This window comes from Rummeliibacillus pycnus (genome assembly GCF_044359855.1).
GTDB classification, from domain to species: Bacteria; Bacillota; Bacilli; order Bacillales_A; family Planococcaceae; genus Rummeliibacillus; species Rummeliibacillus pycnus_A.
This window is the reverse complement of the sequence record NZ_CP132291.1, coordinates 908,041-927,281: the sequence shown is the minus strand read 5'-3', so window position 1 is coordinate 927,281 and position 19,241 is coordinate 908,041. Positions and strand designations below refer to the sequence as shown.

General features: G+C 34.4%; 21 protein-coding genes. 19 read left to right on the top strand and 2 right to left on the bottom strand.

Features of this window, described 5'->3' with window-relative positions; genetic code table 11:
* Positions 1–27: 27 nt before the first annotated feature.
* From Q8X41_RS04515 to Q8X41_RS04505, 3 genes are all read left to right on the top strand, one after another.
* A complete protein-coding gene (locus tag Q8X41_RS04515; RefSeq protein ID WP_397539066.1) occupies positions 28–648 on the top strand; it encodes a nitroreductase family protein in 621 nt (206 codons plus the stop codon).
* Positions 649–671: 23 nt separating this feature from the next.
* A complete protein-coding gene (locus Q8X41_RS04510; protein WP_397539065.1) occupies positions 672–1,607 on the top strand; it encodes a ring-cleaving dioxygenase in 936 nt (311 codons plus the stop codon).
* A 62-nt stretch (positions 1,608–1,669) separates the two neighbouring features.
* On the top strand, positions 1,670–2,272 hold the full coding sequence (locus Q8X41_RS04505) for an alpha/beta hydrolase (RefSeq protein WP_397539064.1): 603 nt from the start codon (positions 1,670–1,672) through the stop codon (positions 2,270–2,272).
* 622 nt (positions 2,273–2,894) lie between these two features.
* On the opposite strand, the gene Q8X41_RS04500 is transcribed toward Q8X41_RS04505, so the two are convergent.
* Entirely contained in the window at positions 2,895–3,527 is a 633-nt protein-coding gene (locus Q8X41_RS04500; protein ID WP_397539063.1) for a LysE family translocator, read from the bottom strand.
* A gap of 255 nt (positions 3,528–3,782) precedes the next feature.
* On the opposite strand from Q8X41_RS04500, the gene Q8X41_RS04495 reads away from it, so the two are divergent.
* Positions 3,783–4,154 carry an iron chaperone gene (locus tag Q8X41_RS04495; RefSeq protein WP_397539062.1) on the top strand — a complete coding sequence of 124 codons (372 nt, stop codon included), beginning with the start codon at positions 3,783–3,785 and terminating at the stop codon, positions 4,152–4,154.
* 122 nt (positions 4,155–4,276) lie between these two features.
* Here Q8X41_RS04495 and Q8X41_RS04490 read toward each other — a convergent pair whose 3' ends face one another.
* On the bottom strand, positions 4,277–5,131 hold the full coding sequence (locus Q8X41_RS04490; RefSeq protein ID WP_397539061.1) for a methyltransferase domain-containing protein: 855 nt from the start codon (positions 5,129–5,131) through the stop codon (positions 4,277–4,279).
* Between the two features lie 643 nt (positions 5,132–5,774).
* Between Q8X41_RS04490 and Q8X41_RS04485 the strand changes: the two genes are divergently transcribed.
* The 15 genes from Q8X41_RS04485 (at position 5,775) to Q8X41_RS04415 (ending at position 19,196) form a co-directional block, all read left to right on the top strand.
* Positions 5,775–6,353, top strand: coding sequence for a MarR family winged helix-turn-helix transcriptional regulator (locus Q8X41_RS04485; protein ID WP_397539060.1), 579 nt, complete (start codon positions 5,775–5,777; stop codon positions 6,351–6,353).
* Positions 6,354–6,401: 48 nt separating this feature from the next.
* Complete coding sequence (locus tag Q8X41_RS04480; protein WP_397539059.1) at positions 6,402–6,599, top strand: hypothetical protein; 198 nt, start codon at positions 6,402–6,404, stop codon at positions 6,597–6,599.
* A 192-nt stretch (positions 6,600–6,791) separates the two neighbouring features.
* Positions 6,792–7,352, top strand: a complete 561-nt coding sequence (locus Q8X41_RS04475) for a serine hydrolase domain-containing protein (RefSeq protein WP_397539058.1) — start codon at positions 6,792–6,794, stop codon at positions 7,350–7,352.
* A 572-nt stretch (positions 7,353–7,924) separates the two neighbouring features.
* The gene (locus Q8X41_RS04470; protein WP_397539057.1) at positions 7,925–9,124 is read left to right on the top strand and encodes an MFS transporter; all 1,200 of its coding nucleotides are present in this window, start codon (positions 7,925–7,927) and stop codon (positions 9,122–9,124) included.
* A gap of 76 nt (positions 9,125–9,200) precedes the next feature.
* Positions 9,201–9,401 (top strand): hypothetical protein, encoded by a 201-nt coding sequence (locus Q8X41_RS04465; RefSeq protein ID WP_397539056.1) that lies wholly within the window; start codon positions 9,201–9,203, stop codon positions 9,399–9,401.
* A 223-nt stretch (positions 9,402–9,624) separates the two neighbouring features.
* Positions 9,625–10,122 carry a CcdC protein domain-containing protein gene (locus Q8X41_RS04460; RefSeq protein WP_397539055.1) on the top strand — a complete coding sequence of 166 codons (498 nt, stop codon included), beginning with the start codon at positions 9,625–9,627 and terminating at the stop codon, positions 10,120–10,122.
* 602 nt (positions 10,123–10,724) lie between these two features.
* Positions 10,725–11,582 carry a GRP family sugar transporter gene (locus Q8X41_RS04455; protein WP_397539054.1) on the top strand — a complete coding sequence of 286 codons (858 nt, stop codon included), beginning with the start codon at positions 10,725–10,727 and terminating at the stop codon, positions 11,580–11,582.
* Between the two features lie 15 nt (positions 11,583–11,597).
* A complete protein-coding gene (gene gdh, locus Q8X41_RS04450) occupies positions 11,598–12,383 on the top strand; it encodes a glucose 1-dehydrogenase (RefSeq protein WP_397539053.1) in 786 nt (261 codons plus the stop codon).
* Positions 12,384–12,825: 442 nt separating this feature from the next.
* Entirely contained in the window at positions 12,826–13,788 is a 963-nt protein-coding gene (locus Q8X41_RS04445; RefSeq protein WP_397539052.1) for a tRNA dihydrouridine synthase, read from the top strand.
* A 393-nt stretch (positions 13,789–14,181) separates the two neighbouring features.
* Complete coding sequence (locus Q8X41_RS04440; RefSeq protein ID WP_397539051.1) at positions 14,182–14,565, top strand: potassium channel family protein; 384 nt, start codon at positions 14,182–14,184, stop codon at positions 14,563–14,565.
* Positions 14,566–14,969: 404 nt separating this feature from the next.
* Complete coding sequence (locus tag Q8X41_RS04435) at positions 14,970–15,620, top strand: 2OG-Fe(II) oxygenase (RefSeq protein ID WP_397539050.1); 651 nt, start codon at positions 14,970–14,972, stop codon at positions 15,618–15,620.
* A 329-nt stretch (positions 15,621–15,949) separates the two neighbouring features.
* Positions 15,950–16,912 (top strand): helix-turn-helix transcriptional regulator, encoded by a 963-nt coding sequence (locus tag Q8X41_RS04430; protein ID WP_397539049.1) that lies wholly within the window; start codon positions 15,950–15,952, stop codon positions 16,910–16,912.
* Positions 16,913–17,022: 110 nt separating this feature from the next.
* A complete protein-coding gene (locus Q8X41_RS04425) occupies positions 17,023–17,649 on the top strand; it encodes a type 1 glutamine amidotransferase family protein (protein ID WP_397539048.1) in 627 nt (208 codons plus the stop codon).
* A 48-nt stretch (positions 17,650–17,697) separates the two neighbouring features.
* Positions 17,698–18,222: a VOC family protein gene (locus Q8X41_RS04420; RefSeq protein WP_397539047.1), complete on the top strand. Its 525-nt coding sequence runs from the start codon at positions 17,698–17,700 to the stop codon at positions 18,220–18,222.
* Between the two features lie 650 nt (positions 18,223–18,872).
* Positions 18,873–19,196 (top strand): ArsR/SmtB family transcription factor, encoded by a 324-nt coding sequence (locus Q8X41_RS04415; protein WP_397540200.1) that lies wholly within the window; start codon positions 18,873–18,875, stop codon positions 19,194–19,196.
* Positions 19,197–19,241: the final 45 nt, after the last annotated feature.

The following is a 19,241-nucleotide window of genomic DNA, read 5'->3' as shown; positions in this document are numbered from 1 at the left end:
AGATAATTATAGAGGAGCATGAATTAGATGACGGATTTTATTCAACTTGTAAAAGAAAGACGTTCTGCTAGTAATTTTCAAGCAGGCCATCCAATAAAGTTAGAAGAATTAAATGAAATCTTTGAATTAGTTAAACTTGCACCTTCAGCATTTAACCTTCAGCATTCAAAATATGTAACAATTATCGATCCAACTATAAAAGAAAAAATAAGAAAGGCTGCAAATGGTCAATATAAAGTAGCTTCATCATCTGCAGTAATTATTGTTCTAGGTGATAAAGAGGCATATCGCCAGGCACCTGAAATTTATGAGGGTCTAGAATTGCTAGGGATTGTAAGTAAGCAGGAATATGATTTCATGGTTAATGATACTGTTTCTTTTTATGAATCAAGAGGAGAAGAATTTCAAAAAGAGGAAGCCATAAGAAATGCTTCATTGTCAGCAATGATGTTTATGATGGCTGCTAAGGAGAAAGGTTGGGATACTTGCCCAATGATTGGTTTCAATCCTGAAGAGATAAAGGACATTTTGGATATTAGCGACCAATATGAAGTTGTATTAATGATTACCATAGGGAAAGAAAAAATAGAAAGTAGAAGACCACGCGGATATCGTAAACCCGTTAATGAATTTGTTACTTTCATATAGACAAATTAATAGGAGGAATAGAAATGAAAAAAACAATGGGAATTCACCATATTACAGCAATCGTCGGTCATCCTCAAGAAAATTTAGACTTCTATGCAGGGGTTTTAGGTCTGCGTTTAGTGAAAAAAACGGTAAATTTTGATGATCCTGAAACTTATCACCTTTATTTTGGTAATGAGGGTGGAAAACCAGGGACTATCATTACATTTTTCCCTTGGGCTGATGCACTTCCAGGTATTATAGGAGATGGTCAAGTAGGGGTTACTACTTATGTTGTTCCTAATGGAGCCATGGCTTTTTGGGAAAAGCGATTAGCGAAATTTAATGTTAACTTTACAAAAAAAGAACGCTTTGGTGAACAATATTTATCATTTGATGATCCTCACGGGCTCCATTTGGAAATTGTAGAAAGACAAGAAGGCGAGAATAATCAATGGGCGTATGGTGACGTTACACCAGAAGTAGCGATTAAAGGATTCGGTGGGGCAACTCTATTTTCTACTCACCCCAACAAAACAGCAGACTTATTAGAAAAGGTCTTGGGGCTTGAAGTTATTGGTGAAGAGGGCGAATTTATCCGTTTCCGATCTTCTGCAGATATTGGGAATATAATAGATTTGAAAAAGATATCAAGTATCAAAGGTGTAATTGGTGTTGGAACAGTTCATCACATCGCATGGAGAGCAAAAGATGATAACGATCAAATGGAATGGCAAACTCATGTATCAGAACATGGACGGCATGTAACAGAAGTGAAAGATCGTAATTATTTCAAAGCTATTTATTTTAGAGAACCTGGTGAAATTCTATTTGAGATTGCTACAGATCCCCCAGGATTCGCACATGATGAAACACTCGATACAATGGGTGAAAAGTTAATGTTACCTGTTCAGTATGAACCATTTAGAAAACAACTGGAACAAAGCTTGATACCGATTAAAGTTAAAGAATTAGATTAACTAATCATAGATAAGTGTTAGAAGAATATATTCTGTAAGAGTCATTTACTGGAGGGAAAATCATGAAACATATATTCAAAAAAGGACAAGATTCAAAAAAACCAACACTCTTACTTCTTCATGGTACCGGTGGAGATGAATTAGATCTATTACCTATTGCAGAGAGAATAGATCCCACAGCTTCCGTATTGGGTGTAAGAGGTAACGTTTTAGAGAATGGAATGCCTCGTTTTTTCCGAAGAATAAGTGAAGGAATATTTGATGAAGAGGATCTTATTTTTCGCACAAAACAATTAAATGATTTTCTTGACGAAGCAGCTGAACAATATAGCTTTGATAGGAATAATATAATAGCAATTGGCTACTCAAATGGAGCCAATATAGCTGCTAGTTTGTTATTTCATTATCAAAATGCATTAAAAGGTGCGATATTACATCATCCAATGATTCCAAGAAGAGGAATCAAGCTTCCTGATTTATCAGGGAAATCTGTATTTATCGCTGCTGGTACAAACGATCCAATTTGTGCACCTGAAGAATCAACTGAATTACAATCATTATTAGAATCTGCAAACGCAAGTGTAGAACTTCATTGGGGAAATAAAGGGCATCGATTATCGATTGACGAAGTAGATGCTGCCTCTCAATGGTATCAACATCTTTAAAAAAAATATAAAAAAATCATGTGTGTTGATTATCTAGTTTGGATGATTAACCAATACCCGCTTCGGATTGCTCGCTTTCCTGCGGGCGTACGCTGAGCCGCTTCGGGGCAACAGGATGTTGGTCACGGAGTCGTTGCCACAGGACGTGGCGTTCTTAGACTCCGTTCCTTAAACGCTACGTGCAGGGTCTCAGCTGCCACGCTTTTCCCGCGGGAGTCGAGCAATCCTCCGCTACAATCAATAAACCATGAGATACAAGCACTTTGAAAGTAAGATTACTAAAGAATATTCATCCTATTTTATTCAAATCAACACGCTTGATAAAAAATTCTATCTGAAAGAATATTTTTAGGCAGTCTTCTCCACAGAAATGATAGAGTATTTTTATTAACATTCAACAATTGATATCGAATAACTTATACTGGGTGTTAATCTAATAATTGTTTGTTATCCCAGTGTATCTGAAAACAAAGCATATGAACCCACAGGGAACATTACGAATTAAGCTGGATTATTGAATATTTATAGGAAAAGAAACAGAAGCCCTTCAGAAGTAAATCTGAAGGGCATTTTTTAATTTAAATTCAAATATAAATAGGGGGCATTGTTATTTATTGAATGTTTAGTTAGGAGCTTTTGTTTGCAGTAGCTTAATCCCCATACCGATAAAAATCATTCCTGTAATTTTGTTTAAAACCATTCCTACTTTTTGGTTTCCTCTTAGTTTTTTTGTTACATAAGAAGAAAAATAAGCAACTATTAAACACCATATTAGTCCGGTGAATGTAAAGGTCAATCCCAGGATGAGAAATGGAACGGGTCCTGAAGCCTTTGTATCTATAAATTGTGGAAGAAACGCTATAAAAAATAAGGATACTTTTGGATTTGTTAGACTCGTCAAAAGTCCCTGTACGTATAGTTTTCGTATATTTAGCTTGTCGTTCGAAGCTGCCTGAAACGTAACATTGGACTTATCAAGTAGCATACGAATCCCTAAATACATTAAATAGATTACACCAATAATCTTAATAGTATTAAATAAGAAAATAGATTTTACAAGTATCATTGATAAACCAAATGCAACGAATAACGTGTGAATCAAAGAACCGCTAATAATACCTAAAACAGAATATACACCAGCTTTTCTGCCTTGTGACATACTGCGCCCAACTATATACATCGTGTCTGCACCAGGAATTAAGTTTAACAAAATACCTGTTAATAAAAATACTTCATAATGAATTATACCAAACATAATAATTATGCACCTCTTTCTTTTTTTGGGGGTGCCCTTATATATATTACAGAATCAAATATGCAAATAAAAGTTTTTTTTCGAGCTATCTCAAAAGTGATGAGAGTTAGAAGACACTCTAACATTTGTGATAAGATTGTAAGAGATTATCTAATATATTACGAATTGCTAAAGATGTTTATTGAATATAAAATGAAAGAAAAAACTAATAATACGAGTTTTTATAGGAAATAGCATCATATCGAGGAGGCAGACATGGAAGTTTTTGCGAAATATTTAGCGGGTATCGATAACCCCGACCACCGCGATCGTACAGAGGAAATTTTGTTGTGGATTACTAATAAATTCCCGAATTTGGAACCTCAAATCAAATGGAATACGCCAATGTTTACTGATCATGGCACATTTATCATCGGTTTTTCCACAGCGAAGCATCATTTGAGCGTTTCACCCGAAGAATTTGGAATTGCGCACTTTGCTGATGATATTGTACAAGCTGGCTACAGCGCTACCAAAGGCTTGTTTCGAATTCCATGGAATGGGCCGGTAAATTACGAATTGCTTGAGAAAATGATAGAATTTAATATTCAGGATAAAGCAGAATATACGAATTTTTGGCGGAAATAATATATTACGACTTCTCAAAAAACGCATGACACGTAAAAATGTCATGCGTTTTTGCATGTAAAGCAACAGCTGTTGTACCTTTCGATAGATTGGCATATGTCTTTGAACTTGAATTTAGAACTTTATTTGTTGATTTTGCAATTTACCGGATTCCAATATATTAAAGCAGCATGAAACGGATATACGTACTCATATGTACCCTCTTTTTCTGATACATATTTATTAATAACCGTCTCCATTTCTTTTACATTATAGTGCTGATCTAAAATCTTTGTGGTGTTATCACGAATCAATTCCTCATAAGAAGAGTAGCTTTTTCTACTTTGTAATTTCACCATCTTACAGTTTGCCAAAATTCCAAGCTGGTGTAGAACATTCAAAATATGAATATAATCTCTGCGTCTTAAATTGATGTTATATCCCATTTGATGTAGTTCCATGTAGTGAGGCTTTTCTGGACCTGTTGTCATTCCTGCAATAACTAGACGGTTTGCTGACTCATTCATTTTTAATAATGCTTTCCCTATATCATACATACGGTAGTAACAATTGAATCCAAACACTACATCATATTTTTTACTCGCTTTTTCGCTTTCCCACTTATCGTAAATCAGTTCTATGTTATCCAAACCTTTAACAACAGCCTGTGACTCCAAAAATTGCACAATACTTTTAGAACTGTCTATACATGTAAGCTTCTGAACCTTATCAGCGATTGAAAAGGTATAATTACCCCATCCAGGGCCGATTTCCAATACATGATCATCACTATTTAAAAGAGGGAGGAGTTCTCGTTGCACGTCTTGTGCATAAGGATCTGATATATACCGTGTTTTTCTCTCCAACATAGAAGACCAGAAGGCTTCCTCTGCCACATCATCTACTAATCTCTTCGGTATATTTCCATTATGATCGATCATGGATTCTTTCCATAGCTCAATATAGTCATAACCTTTATTTAATCCAACCTTCATCATTCTGTTCTCTCCCGAACTATAAAATAGTATTTTTTCAACATAATAGACATTATTAAAACTGCTTTAATTTAAATACAAGCACAGATAAAAGATTTAAGAGTCCTTGTTTACGTAATATGTGTTACAAGGTAAGTATATTATTATAATAAAAGAACTCAGACACTATAAAAATGTCAGAGCTATTTTAATTAATTTGTAGTATTTAATTCAACGTATCTTTGGCTTTTGGTGTGCAGTTATCAGGATGTAACTGAATTTTTAGTTTTTTGGTAATAATGATTGCACTAAAGAATGATAAGAGTACGAATACGAAAATAACAACCACACCAATTTCGAAGTTCACATCAATTTGTAGAAAGAGATGGTTTCAAGTCATACTTCATTATTTCAATAACTTTCAAGAAAGTGGTTATTTATGTATTAGAAAATAATTATAGCACATAACTCATAGACATTTGACATTGTATCTATGTTAATGCATAAAATAACAATTTACCGAATTAACTAATTAAGGCAGTCTTTTTCTTATTGAACTAAAGGAACGATTATCTCAAGATAAATTAAATTAGACAGTATATTGACTAAAATAGAAAACGTGATATTATAAATTTAGACAGTATATTGACTAAAGTGGAGGCTGAATATGGATATTTACAGAGAACTTTTTTTAATGCAGCAAACTTACGGTACCTTATTTTCTTTAGCAAATAAAATTCAGGTAAAAGGTGACAACTTTCTTGAACTTTTAACATCCAGACAGTATATGGCAATGGTGGCAATCGCGCATTTAGATGAAGATGAAACTACTTTGAATAATATTGCTAGAAAATTAGGTACCACAAAACAGAGTGTGAAGCAGTTGATTACAATTATGGAAAACAAGGGTTATGTTAACGTGGTTCCTAGTACGAAAGATAAACGTGCGATTAACGTAAAAATTACTGAAACCGGAAAAGAGGTATTACTTGTTGTTGCAGAAAAAGGAATCTTCTTTTTGGAAGAACTTTTTAACAAGTTATCTACTGAAGAATTGGAAACAATGTGGGGCCTTTTAAAGAAACTATATAGTTTTGACGGTCAAGAGCACGACGGATTTGAAGAAGAGGGTAACATAAAAATAGATGAAGATAACAATGAATTACAAGCGAGAGTAATGAAGGAGTTTGAGAGACGAAGAATTCAAGCAGTTAATAGGGAAAATAAATCGGATGGGCAAATTTAAATTAGAGAATATATATACATTATTTGAAATGTAGGGGGAGCGATCATTATGTTTGAGATCAGTGATGAAACATTACGATTAATTAAAAGGACTTGCAAAGGAAAAAAACATATAAAATTAACTGTTGGTTATTTAACAGACAATAATTCTGAAATAAAAATTTATAATGAAAACGGTGAAGTTGATTCATCAAAAAAATATCATTATGAAATTGGGTCTATTACAAAGACTTTTACTTTATCTTAGTATTATCCTACATTACTTCGCCTTGCTACTCACTCTTCTGGATATTCAGCAAGATTGCCATTAAACAAACGGGAATATTTTAACCTAATTTTAGGTTTGATTTCTGGTGGTGGTGATTTGAATAAGAATAATCCATTAAATATGGATCTTAACAAAATGAAAATGTTAATTAAAAACAATAAATTAAAATAAATGGATTACTCATGGAAATATTCAAATTTCGGTATATCACTTATTGGGTATGGGGTGGGGACTGTATCAGGTAGGGGATATTGGGACACAATGAATGACTTTCTTCATAATGAGCTTGGGCTAAGCGATACTTATTTAGGCACATCGAATAATAATTTACATGGTTATGACAGAAAAAACACTGATAGCGGAAACTGGGGATGGAATAAAGAAAATCTTATATCACCTGCAGGTGCAATAAGTACGACTGCTGATGACTTACTTAAATATGCGAAAATGAATATAGACGAAGATAAACCATACTTGTCTCTTTGTCATAAAAAACATGGAAATGGCACAAAGAAGTATGATATGGGTCTTGGATGGATGCTTTTAAAGAAAAATAATAATGTTATTTTGCATGGTGGTGGAACAGGATGCTTTAGTTCATTTTTAGGGATTGATAAAGAAAAGAAAGTTGCCGCAGTAGTATTAGCAAATTATCAATTAGGTAGAAATGATGATGAAAATATAGGGATTTCCTTATTAGAGAGTCTTCAAAAAATGGCAAGCCATTCTTAGAAAAAACGAAATAGAATTAGGATACATAGTAATATAAAGAAAACAGATTGATGGTTACTGTAGAATGCATTGATTTCATCAGACACAGTTAAGTGATGAAAAATAAATGATGTATTTTGCACAGAGAATAATAATTATAAGAATAATGCTAGCACTAATCGAGAGCCTGGTGAAACAATTCTCTTAAGTTTAAGTTTTATAGCATCCTCAATCTCTTTTGCAGGTTTGGGATGTTTTTTAATTTTTGAATTCAAGTATAAATAAATCTCCAGGTGCAAGCACTGAGTCAAAAATAAATGTAATCATACAAAATTAGGTCTTACCAAAATTTCCAAGAATAATAGTATACTTAGACTTGGAGGGATAATTATGTTGAACAACTGTAATGACTTTATTATTAGGCGTTTTTGCACTAATTATTGAATTTATCACTGGTTCGATGCCGTAAAAAGTTATCTTGACACTCCTTCTATTACTATCTACAGTATTCTACTTTAAATGAGCACGCAGGGGTTTAATTTTCTTAATAATTAGTAAAATCACATTATTTTGATTTATTTTAGGGGGATATTATGATTCAAGGTTCTTGGAGAGCATTGGTATGGATTGGATTATCAGAATTATTTGCTTTAAGCTTATGGTATAGTGCATCAGTGATTGCACCCGAACTCATTTCAATTTGGAACCTTAGCTCTAATTCGGAAGCTTGGCTTTCTGCTTCTGTTCCTATTGGATTTGTAATAGGTGCATTAGTTAGTTCATATTTTGGGGTTGCTGACCATTTTAATCCCCGAAAGGTTTTAGCAATTTCAGCATTTCTAGGTGCACTATTGAATGCCTTACTAATTCTAGTCGAATCTGGCTTTTTCGGTATTCTACTTAGGATCTTAACTGGAATAACCCTCGCCGGTGTATACCCAATAGCTGTAAAAATTTTATCACAATGGTTTCCTAAAAAACGTGGGTTAGCAATTGGAATCTTAATAGCAGCATTAACATTAGGATCATCATTACCACATTTTGTTGTTATGTTCTTTTCCTCGTTAAGTTGGAAATTTGTGATCATTTGTAGTTCAGTATTGGCTCTATTATCGGCTATTATAGTCACTTATATTTTAGAAGATGCTCCAGCAACATCACAAAATTTACCTTTCTCGTTCAAATTAATAAAAAAAGTAGTTATGAATAAACCAGTAATGCTTGCGAACTACGGCTATTTTGGCCATATGTGGGAATTGTACGGGATGTGGACATGGCTTCCTGCTTTTTTGACAGCTAGTTTCTTAATCCATTCATTAGAAACTCCTCAATGGTTCATTGCATTATCCTCATTTATTTCAATAGGAATTGCAGGGGGGATTGGTTGTGTGGTAGGTGGACTAATCTCAGATAAAATCGGAAGAGCCAATTTAACGATTATTTCTATGTTTATCAGTGCGATTTGTTCTATATTAATAGGTTTTACATTTGGACAATCTTTTTGGTTAACACTAATAATTTCTATAATTTGGGGGATGTCTGTCATATCCGATTCCGCTCAATTTTCTGCAGCTGTATCAGAAATAGCAGAAGTTGAATATGTAGGTACAGCCCTTACTTTTCAAATGTGTATTGGTTTCCTAGTTACTATATTTTCTATAAATCTCATCCCTATTATTCAGAGAATCATTGGTTGGGAGTGGGTTTTTACAATATTAGCAATTGGACCTGTACTTGGAATTGGCTTTATGATCAAATATAGACGTTACGAAATCAATAATGAGAAAGTGTAATAAAAAATAATAATGCCCTTTCTCGTTGGTTTGGTAAAAAGCTAATTTATAAGTGACACAGAAAGGAACATTTGGTATGAAAAAGTCACGAGACGCTAAGGATTTAATAGCTAGTTTAATACCTTTAGGAATGATTTTTGGTTGTGCTATCGGTGTGATTTTGGGCATGTTTTTCAAATCAAGCTATCTATTATTTTTTGTGAGTATGGGATCTGGAGTAGGCTCTTTATTTGGAGCTATCGCTTTTGGAATTTACAGTAAGAAAGAAAAATCATAGTTTAATTGACACTTTTGAAAGTAGGAAAAATAGCTATTTTATTTATAATTCTATATTTTGTTGTCGGTTATTTCCTTGCAATTCTAGCTTATTCGAAGTCCGTGTCTCTTGTAAATAAAGTGTTTGAATATAGTGTTAAGAAGAATTATATTTTTCAATTAAAACGAATACTACTACACACACACTTCTATACATTAAATATACTATGTATAGAGGTGACATTATGGATTCTTCTTCATTTTACGTTATTGTAATCATAGTTGCTGTGTTAGTCTTATGGCGTAGAACTAGGGCAATGTATCGCCCTGTTAAAGGAAATGGAACCCGCCTTCTCTTACCTATATTATTTCTGTTAGTTCCGTGCATGCCCATCATCTTAAATCCCAAAGCAAATGTTGATGGCTGGGAATTGATTTGTGCAGCTATCTTTGGGTTCCTTTTGTCAATTCCACTTATTTGGACCACTAACTATGAATTCCGGTCCGATCAGCATATTTATGCTGTAAGAAACAAGAGCTTTATGATTACCTTTCTTATGATATTTATTATCCGGTTTTTACTTCGTGATTATTTAAAATGGCTCGGTCCAGATGCAGAAGCAGCACTATTTATAACTGTAGCGCTGGGTTATATCTTACCTTGGAGAATTATCTCTTTCATCAAATTTCGTCAACTATACAAAAGTCGAATCCAAACTAACGATAACATTGACTTGCGATAACATTAATTAAGTAAATAGAAAGTCCCTTCAGTACATCTGGTTCGTCTATGTATGTAATCCCTCTTTCACTCACTGATTTCACATAAGAATTAGCAAATAATTAATAGTATTTTTACTAGAGTTAGGAATCCCTCATATTGAAGAACTCGATATGGGGGAGCGAAAATAGAATATATATAATATCGTCACCATCAATTCCAATTCCTTGTTCTTTTCAAGCCCCAAAACTAATCCCTTTATTTGTTGCAATAATGTAAAATTTTTGCGATTTCATTGCTCTATTAATTGCAATGTCTTTAATCTCTCCTTATATTCTTGAAACTTTTGATACCTCTCTATAAATCTCCCTTCACCCAGTTTGTAAGTCTCTCATGTATTTAATGAAACATAATCACTAAATTACATAAGTGATTAAATCGATAAAATTTAATGTTAACAAAGTGATATCTGCTCAGACTTGCCGTTGCTATGTTTTTAGTTTGGCTAAAAATCATAAAAAAGTGGATTTAGTTAGATACCAAAAAAGGTTTAAGTCTTTTTTGAAAGTATAAAAAATAAAACTGAATCCAAACTAAAAGCATCTTAAATAGGAAGGTCAAAAAATGGATATCTTGATAGCGGTTTTACCTGCTCTATTCTGGGGCAGTATTGTATTGTTTAATGTAAAACTTGGTGGTGGACCTTATAGTCAAATGCTCGGGACTACCTTTGGCGCTTTAATTTTTTCTATAGGTATTTTTATTTTTGTACAACCTGTTTTAACACCTATAGTTATAAGCATCGGAATTATTTCAGGTCTATTTTGGGCAGTAGGGCAAGTAAACCAATTGAAAAGTGTTGATTTAATGGGTGTTTCCAAAACAATGCCTATTTCAACAGGAATGCAATTAGTTTCAACTACTTTATTTGGAGTAATTGTATTTCATGAATGGTCGACAACAACGTCTGTCATATTAGGTGTTCTTGCACTAATATGCATCATTGTTGGAATCGTTCTTACATCTATCCAAAGTAAAGAAGAGAGAAATGAAGATCAATCAGGAGAGTTCAAGAAGGGAATTTGGATTTTATTAGTTTCAACTCTGGGTTACTTAGTGTATGTAGTAATAATACGCCTATTCAATATAGATGGATGGGCTGCCTTACTGCCCCAAGCAATTGGGATGGTGCTAGGTGGAATTTTATTGACATTTAGACATAAGCCCTTTAATAAATATGCAATTCGAAATATTATACCAGGTTTAATATGGGCAGCGGGAAATATGTTTTTATTTATTTCACAGCCACGCGTAGGGGTAGCCACAAGCTTTTCGCTTTCTCAAATGGGGATAATCATTTCAACTTTAGGCGGAATTTTTATATTGGGTGAAAAGAAAACAAGACAGCAGTTCATTGCGATTATCATTGGAATTATTTTTATTGTCGCAGCTGGAATTATGTTAGGGATTGCAAAAGGATAAAAGGAGACATAAGTTATGTATAATGATTTAAAAGGAAAAGTGGTTGTTATTACTGGTGCTGCAACTGGTCTTGGAAGAGCGATGGCAATTCGCTTTGGAGAAGAAAAAGCAAAAGTTGTGATTAACCATTATTCAAATGAAGCAGAAGCAAATGAAGTAGTAGAATCAGTTAAAAAAGCGGGTGGAGAAGCCATTGCTGTCCAAGGAGATGTCAGAGTGGAATCTGATGTGATTAATCTGATTCAATCAGCTATTAAAGAGTTTGGAACACTAGATGTCATGATAAATAATGCTGGTATTGAAAACCCGGTAGCTTCTCATGAAATGCCATTAAGTGATTGGAATAGAGTAATTGACACGAATTTAACAGGTGCTTTCCTAGGTAGTCGAGAAGCAATCAAATATTTTGTTGAACATGATATTAAAGGTTGCGTTATTAACATGTCTAGTGTTCACGAGATGATTCCGTGGCCATTATTTGTGCACTATGCAGCAAGTAAAGGCGGTATTAAGTTAATGACAGAAACATTAGCGCTAGAATATGCACCACGGGGAATTCGCGTAAACAATATTGGTCCTGGTGCTATCAATACGCCAATTAATGCTGAAAAATTTGCGGATCCAGAAAAACGTGCAGATGTTGAAAGTATGGTTCCGATGGGGAATATTGGAGAACCAGAAGAAATTTCTGCTGTAGCAGCTTGGCTTGCTTCATCACAAGCTAGCTATGTAACGGGAATTACACTGTTTGCGGATGGGGGAATGACTTTATATCCATCATTCCAAGCGGGCCGCGGCTAGTGGTACTTGATTAAGTTAAGGACTTGCTATAGAAACATGAATCACTTAGGTTGTGTATGTTGTTAGGAATAATGAGAATTTTTATATGACATCCTTTTTTATAACAAAGATGCTTATGCTATTATCGGACATAAGCATCTTTTATTGAAGTTAAGATTATAGAGTTTTTTCGTCTAATTATCATCACAGTTATATCCTTTATATTACATAGAATTCAAAATTAAAATCTATACCATCTGCTTTTTTTGTTTATAAAAATACCATTCAGGACAGATTTCCGTTAAAATAAACATTGCCGATTCATAAATTATAAATGTCCAAATGTACTTGTGTTTGATAATAAGTTATAAAGCCATGATAAGTGTAAAAGAAGCGGGATATTTGGCTTATACTTTGACCGAGAGTTTGAAGTTGTATCCATAAGAGAGGAATTGAGTTTGAAATGATAGATAATTTTTGGCGTGATTTACCACGACCATTTTTTGTACTTGCACCAATGGAAGATGTTACAGATGTTGTTTTTCGTCACGTAGTAAGTGAAGCCGGTCGACCGGATGTGTTTTTTACAGAGTTTACAAACTCGGATAGCTACTGTCATCCAGAGGGCATGAAAAGTGTGCGTGGCCGTTTGACTTTTACAGAAGATGAACAGCCAATGGTGGCACATATTTGGGGGGATAATCCCGAATATTTCCGTCAAATGAGTATTGGCATGGCAGAGCTCGGATTTAAAGGCATCGATATTAATATGGGTTGCCCTGTACCGAATGTGGCATCAAGAGGGAAAGGTAGTGGCCTTATTCTGCGTCCAGATGTTGCGGCAGAACTTATTCAAGCAGCAAAAGCGGGCGGACTGCCTGTCAGCGTGAAAACACGACTTGGCTTTAAGGAGGTAAATGAGTGGGAGGAATGGTTAACGCATATTTTAAAACAGGATATAGCGAACCTTTCTATTCATTTACGTACAAGAAAGGAAATGAGCCAAGTAGATGCGCATTGGGAGCTAATTCCGGAAATCAAAAAATTACGTGACCGTATCGCACCAAATACGCTACTAACAATCAATGGAGACATCCCTGACCGTCAAACTGGTCTACAGCTTGCTGAACAATATGGTATTGATGGCGTTATGATCGGGCGAGGTATTTTTAAAAATCCTTTTGCTTTTGAAAAAGAGCCAAAAGAGCATAGCAGTAAAGAATACCTTGATCTTCTAAGACTGCAGCTTGATCTTCAAGATCAATATGCGGAAGAACTTCCACGTTCAATTACAGGGCTTCATCGCTTTTTCAAAATTTATGTCAAAGGATTCCCTGGAGCTGCTGAATTAAGAAATCAATTGATGAACACGAAATCAACAGATGAAGTGCGTGCATTGCTTGATAACTTTGGAAAAGAATGCTGATGGGACTAGGACAGTAAAATGATGTAAACTATCAAAAACTAATTTTAAGAGAAATGGGAGGAATCCTGTTTCTCTTTTTTTGTAGAGGTTAGGGTTAGAAAAATATTAAGTCTAATCCAAATTCATATATCGAAAAAAGCTATTCTTTCTAGATAGATTGTGAAAGAATAGCTTTTTAATGACAATGGAATGAGTTACAAGTGAAGCGAATTAAAGTAGCTCCTTTTTTAATAAGCAGTAAAGTGATAGACTTACCATTGACTATTCCATAAAATAAGAGCTCTTTTCTATAAGATTGTTGTTTTTATAAAGGGTATTGTTAAATCAACTTATCAAATTCTTAAATACAACAAAGTTTACGAAAACAGCTTTAAATAAAGAAAGGAGCGTCAAATGATTGCATTTTTACTTACTTTAAGCCGAATGTTAAAAGCTTTTTTTATGGCGTGGAAAGATAAAGAATTCCAAGTGTTATTTGTATTAACAGCTTTAACGCTTACAATTGGAACTACTTTTTATAGTACGATAGAAGGAATGCGTGTTATAGATGCTTTATACTTTAGTGTTGTCACATTAACAACAGTTGGGTACGGAGATTTTAGTCCACAAACGGACTTTGGGAAGATTTTTACTATCTTTTATATTTTTATAGGAATTGGTTTAATAGCTGGTTTCATTCGTAAGATTGCACTAACTATTGCAGCATCAAATATCGTATCATCGGAAAGAAAGAATAAAAAAAACCATGATAATTCAGGAAATCAAAAAATTATGTGACCGTATCGCACCAAATACGCTAACAACAATCAATGGAGACATTCCTGACTGTAAAAACTGGGGAACAGATTGCTGAAGTTATGAAAAAGTTAGAGAAAAATGAATACATAAATGTAATAACCCCAACAGCACCTTTGTGTTGCCTCATACACTTACCTCATTGTGAGCGGTTGCTTGGTTGGAGTTATCGTAATTATATTAAAAGAACGAATTTCGATTGGTGGAATTCGTTCTTTTTTGCTAGAATATATCGCTCAGCTCATTATAGATAGAAGCTTATAAATGTGAAATGAGATGAAGAATAAAAAAATTTTTTTGCTCAGTGAAAAATTGAAAGGAAATAGTGACCTGTTTGTCGAAATAAATGAATATTTCGACAAAAAACAGGGGTTGGTGAATAGAAAATGATTTTTAAAGATGCACGTATAAAAGAAGCAACTATTTTTAGCCATATTGGAAATAAAATAAAAACAGAAGACAAAGAGATTAATATCATTGCTAGATTAGAAGAACCACTTGTCGTAGTTTTAGGCTCGGTATTGGATGATGAGGAATGCGATGTACTAATTCAGTTGGCAAAAGACCGCCTTCAGCGTTCAAAAATCGGAGGAACCCGAGAAGTCAGTGATATACGAACAAGCAGCGGTGCGTTTTTAACAGACATCAACAATGATATTCTTGTGAGGGTGGAAAAAAGGGTATCTGCCATTATGGGGATTCCTATAGAGCACGGGGAAGGTCTTCATATTCTGAACTACCAACCGGGTCAAGAGTACAAAGAACATTTAGATTATTTCGCTTCTACAAGCAAAGCGGCGAGTAACAATCGAATCGCAACGCTTGTGATTTACTTAAATGATGTGGAAGAGGGCGGGAGCACCTATTTCCCAAAACTAAACTTTTCTGCTAGTCCGCAAAAGGGCATGGCGGTGTACTTTGAATATTTTTATAACGATCAAATGTTAAACGAATTAACGTTGCACGGAGGAGCTCCAGTTGTAAAGGGAGAAAAGTGGATAGCTACTCAATGGATGCGAAGGCAGAATATAAACTAAATCGACCAATTAAACGAGTCGTTCGTCGAATCCTTTCAAATCAATAGTTACTTTGAAGTATAGAAAGCTACCACATACACTCCTCACATGTGGAGTGCTTAATATTGATGATCCTGAAAGAATAATTGAGATGTGACAGTTTCGCTCAAGGAAGTTGAAAAGATGGGCAGAAGAGTCACGTTAAATGCTATGTGATTGAAAGGCTGAAAGATTGATGAATAGAGGGATGCAGACGATTCGCAAAGCTAATAATTTAGTGCTATCCTTGAGAAGATAAAAAAAGATATTTATAAAATATTGAGATTTAATAAAAGATGAGGGTTCGTGTTATGTCAAAAAACGATAATATGCTGGCAATTCTATGGATGCTGAATTCAGGCATAAAAATGACTGCGAAACAAATATCTGAAAAGCTAGAAATAAATATAAGGACAGTTTATCGGTATATTGATGCACTATGTGCCAGTGGAGTGCCTATAATATCCGACACAGGTCATAATGGCGGGTATAGCTTGCTGAATAATTTTATCAGAGCACCTCTGCTATTTGATATTGAAGAAAAAAAGGCACTGCTTCATGCTGCAGTTTTTGCAAAAGAAGCCGGATACCCTTTGAGTGAGGCATTAGGCACTGCGACGTCAAAATTGAAAATGTATTCGAATCAGGAGCAGGAAAGTATACTTAGCCGTCATTTAGCCGGATTTGAAGTTATAAACCGCATGGGATACCCTTCAGTTCAGCCTGTATTAGCGGAATTGGAGCAGGCTGTAGCAAACGAATTCTCTGTAGAAATTGATTATCGCACAAGCCATGAAGAACAATCCAATAGGATGATAGACCCCTATGGAATGGTTTACTGGAACAATAAATGGTATACTGTTGCATTTTGCCACCTGAGGAGTGAGATGCTCAGCTTTCGTGCAGACCGGATTCTACAAATCAAGCGTACTCAAAAAATATTTAAGCGATCCGAAGCATTTTCAGCCCGTGAATTTTTTATGCAAAATCTGTTACCTGATTTAGTGGGCAAGGATGGGTTAATTTCTTTAATTATCAGAGGCAGGTCAGAGGCATTGGATGACTTATGCCTGCATTGGTTTTTGGGGCATCATCTGAAAGAGCGGACATCAAATCAAGCAATCTTTTTACTTGAGGAAAGATCAATTCATACATATGTCCCTAATTTTCTCCTACCATACGGGAAATCTATTCAAGTAATCGAACCACAGATTTTGAAAGAAAGACTTGTTGCTGTTGTGTCGGAGTTAATGGAATATTATAAAATAAAGTAACTTCACTGACAGCAGATGTCAGTGAAGTTGTTTTATTATGATGACAATCATTGATTACTGATGGATAGTTGGTATCACTTGATGAATTGTAAAATAAGGAGAACTTGTAAATGAATAATAAGGTATATCTTTATGTGTTTGACACAATGGCAGACTGGGAAATAGGTTACTTAACTGCCGAACTGAACTCGGGAAGATATTATAAAAAAGGGTTGGCACCATCAAAAATAGTTACCGTGGGAATTGAAAAGACTCCTGTAACTACAATGGGGGGAATGAAAATACTGCCTGACATCAAACTGGATGAGTGCAGCATTGAATGCACAGATACATTGATCTTACCCGGTGGAGATACATGGACAGAAACAATTCACCAACCCATCTTAAAAATCGTTGAGAGGTGTTTAAAGGAAGGTATATTGGTTGCAGCGATTTGTGGTGCTACAATGTGGCTTGCCCAGACAGGATTGCTGAATTCACGTTGGCATACAAGTAATGATCTGGAATACCTTAAAATGATCTGTCCCACTTACACGGGCGAAAAGTATTACAAAATGGAGTCTGCTGTAACTGATGGAAAACTGATCACTGCATCCGGAATAGCTCCGTTGGAATTTTCTGTACAAGTCTTGAAAGCTCTGGGTGTGTTTTCTTCAAAAACATTAGATGCCTGGTACGGTCTTAATAAGACTCATGAATCCAAATATTTCTATGAGTTGATGAATTCAATCCAATAAAGGTATAAGCATAAAATTGATATTATGATTATTTAAAGGAGGAGTAAAATGACTGAAAGCATCAAATATACGGCAGTGTCAGGTAAATATACAAAGAATGGAACACCCAACGGCTTTACATCTATTACCCCATTTATAACAGTGAAGAATCCTTCTGAAGCAATAGAGTTCTATAAAATTGTTTTCAATGCAAGGGTTAAGGATATTACAGAATATCCAGATGAAAATGGTAATAAAATAATTGTTCATGCGGAATTAGATTTTGGAAATGGTTTTTTGCAGCTGGGAGCAGCGAATCCGGCATATAAATTGACCTTGCCGCCAGATGAAGACAATGCGTGTTATTCTTTAGGAATTTACGTAATTAATGTTGATCAGGTATTTGAAAACGCGGTAGCAAGAGGAGCAAAAGTAAGGGAACCGGTTTCAAGCTTTGTTTCAGGTGATCGATTCGGAAGTATATTGGATCCTTTTGGAGTAAGATGGTCTATTATGACTAGGATTGAAGATTTGTCAGAAGAAGAAAGTAGTCGGAGGGTTGCTGAATGGGCCAAAAGATTTAGTGGAGAATAAATGCAATAACCGTTTTATAAAAAGTGTTAAAATTGACAATTTGCCGAAATGGTGTAATTGAAATGCTTGTGCCAAGTAGTTGGAAATAGAAAATTCGAAATTTTTAAGTTGGAAAAGAAATCTTTCGAAAATATACCGTGTCGCCAAAGGCCTAACAGCTTCATACGGCATCATTATCACCGCCGCAAGGCATGTTGAGTGTAGGAACAATAGAAGCTGATGAAACTATTCAACTGTATTACACATACAAATCTATTTCCGAAATTTTACACATCAATTTTACAAATGATTACAAGTTCTTTTCGGTCCTGACCTAGGTATCCTTATATAAATTTAGAATCAATAATGATAGTAATGAAGCTCATAAGCCTTATTATTTAAGGTTTATGAGCTTTTTCTATAGAAGCACTAGAGGGTCATAGTTTTCAAGGAATATTCACAAAGTATGAGAAACATACAGGGATTATTAAAAGGCTTAGTCTTTTTGTTCACCACATTCATAATGAGTTCATTCAGAAGGGGTATCCATATCGGAATAATCATTTCATTTTAACGATATTTATAAAGTAAATAAAATACAAATTCTTTACTAATATATATATAATGTATATTGACCTAATAAATGGAAGGTAGTAAGATTATATTTGTTGATGCTAGATATAAAAATATGTCATAATAATTTTATGAATATTATAGAAAAAAGCACAGATGAAGTTATAATTAAAATTCTAAAAGCATTGGCAGATCCTACTCGTTTAAAAATGATAAGGGCTTTATATTTAAATAAAAATGAGATGAGTTGTGGGGAGGTTGGTGAAATGGTATCAATATCTAAGCCAAATACTTCTTATCATTTTCGAATTTTTGACGAAGCAGGATTAATTAAGGCGCGTAAGATAGGACAAATTAGGTATATTTCACTTAATATAGAAACTTTTGATTCATATTTACCGGGTTTTTTAGATTCTTTGTAATTATTAAGTGTATTCCTTTAAATAATTGGTTAATTATTTATTTAA

Bases quoted from the DNA above. Each gene is read 5' to 3' on its own strand.
- Q8X41_RS04515 (WP_397539066.1), top strand. From the start codon at position 28: ATGACGGATTTTATTCAACTTGTAAAAGAAAGACGTTCTGCTAGTAAT.
- Q8X41_RS04510 (WP_397539065.1), top strand. From the start codon at position 672: ATGAAAAAAACAATGGGAATTCACCATATTACAGCAATCGTCGGTCAT.
- Q8X41_RS04505 (WP_397539064.1), top strand. From the start codon at position 1,670: ATGAAACATATATTCAAAAAAGGACAAGATTCAAAAAAACCAACACTC.
- Q8X41_RS04500 (WP_397539063.1), bottom strand. From the start codon at position 3,527: ATGTTTGGTATAATTCATTATGAAGTATTTTTATTAACAGGTATTTTG.
- Q8X41_RS04495 (WP_397539062.1), top strand. From the start codon at position 3,783: ATGGAAGTTTTTGCGAAATATTTAGCGGGTATCGATAACCCCGACCAC.
- Q8X41_RS04490 (WP_397539061.1), bottom strand. From the start codon at position 5,131: ATGATGAAGGTTGGATTAAATAAAGGTTATGACTATATTGAGCTATGG.
- Q8X41_RS04485 (WP_397539060.1), top strand. From the start codon at position 5,775: ATGGATATTTACAGAGAACTTTTTTTAATGCAGCAAACTTACGGTACC.
- Q8X41_RS04480 (WP_397539059.1), top strand. From the start codon at position 6,402: ATGTTTGAGATCAGTGATGAAACATTACGATTAATTAAAAGGACTTGC.
- Q8X41_RS04475 (WP_397539058.1), top strand. From the start codon at position 6,792: ATGGATTACTCATGGAAATATTCAAATTTCGGTATATCACTTATTGGG.
- Q8X41_RS04470 (WP_397539057.1), top strand. From the start codon at position 7,925: ATGATTCAAGGTTCTTGGAGAGCATTGGTATGGATTGGATTATCAGAA.
- Q8X41_RS04465 (WP_397539056.1), top strand. From the start codon at position 9,201: ATGAAAAAGTCACGAGACGCTAAGGATTTAATAGCTAGTTTAATACCT.
- Q8X41_RS04460 (WP_397539055.1), top strand. From the start codon at position 9,625: ATGGATTCTTCTTCATTTTACGTTATTGTAATCATAGTTGCTGTGTTA.
- Q8X41_RS04455 (WP_397539054.1), top strand. From the start codon at position 10,725: ATGGATATCTTGATAGCGGTTTTACCTGCTCTATTCTGGGGCAGTATT.
- gdh (WP_397539053.1), top strand. From the start codon at position 11,598: ATGTATAATGATTTAAAAGGAAAAGTGGTTGTTATTACTGGTGCTGCA.
- Q8X41_RS04445 (WP_397539052.1), top strand. From the start codon at position 12,826: ATGATAGATAATTTTTGGCGTGATTTACCACGACCATTTTTTGTACTT.
- Q8X41_RS04440 (WP_397539051.1), top strand. From the start codon at position 14,182: ATGATTGCATTTTTACTTACTTTAAGCCGAATGTTAAAAGCTTTTTTT.
- Q8X41_RS04435 (WP_397539050.1), top strand. From the start codon at position 14,970: ATGATTTTTAAAGATGCACGTATAAAAGAAGCAACTATTTTTAGCCAT.
- Q8X41_RS04430 (WP_397539049.1), top strand. From the start codon at position 15,950: ATGTCAAAAAACGATAATATGCTGGCAATTCTATGGATGCTGAATTCA.
- Q8X41_RS04425 (WP_397539048.1), top strand. From the start codon at position 17,023: ATGAATAATAAGGTATATCTTTATGTGTTTGACACAATGGCAGACTGG.
- Q8X41_RS04420 (WP_397539047.1), top strand. From the start codon at position 17,698: ATGACTGAAAGCATCAAATATACGGCAGTGTCAGGTAAATATACAAAG.
- Q8X41_RS04415 (WP_397540200.1), top strand. From the start codon at position 18,873: ATGCTAGATATAAAAATATGTCATAATAATTTTATGAATATTATAGAA.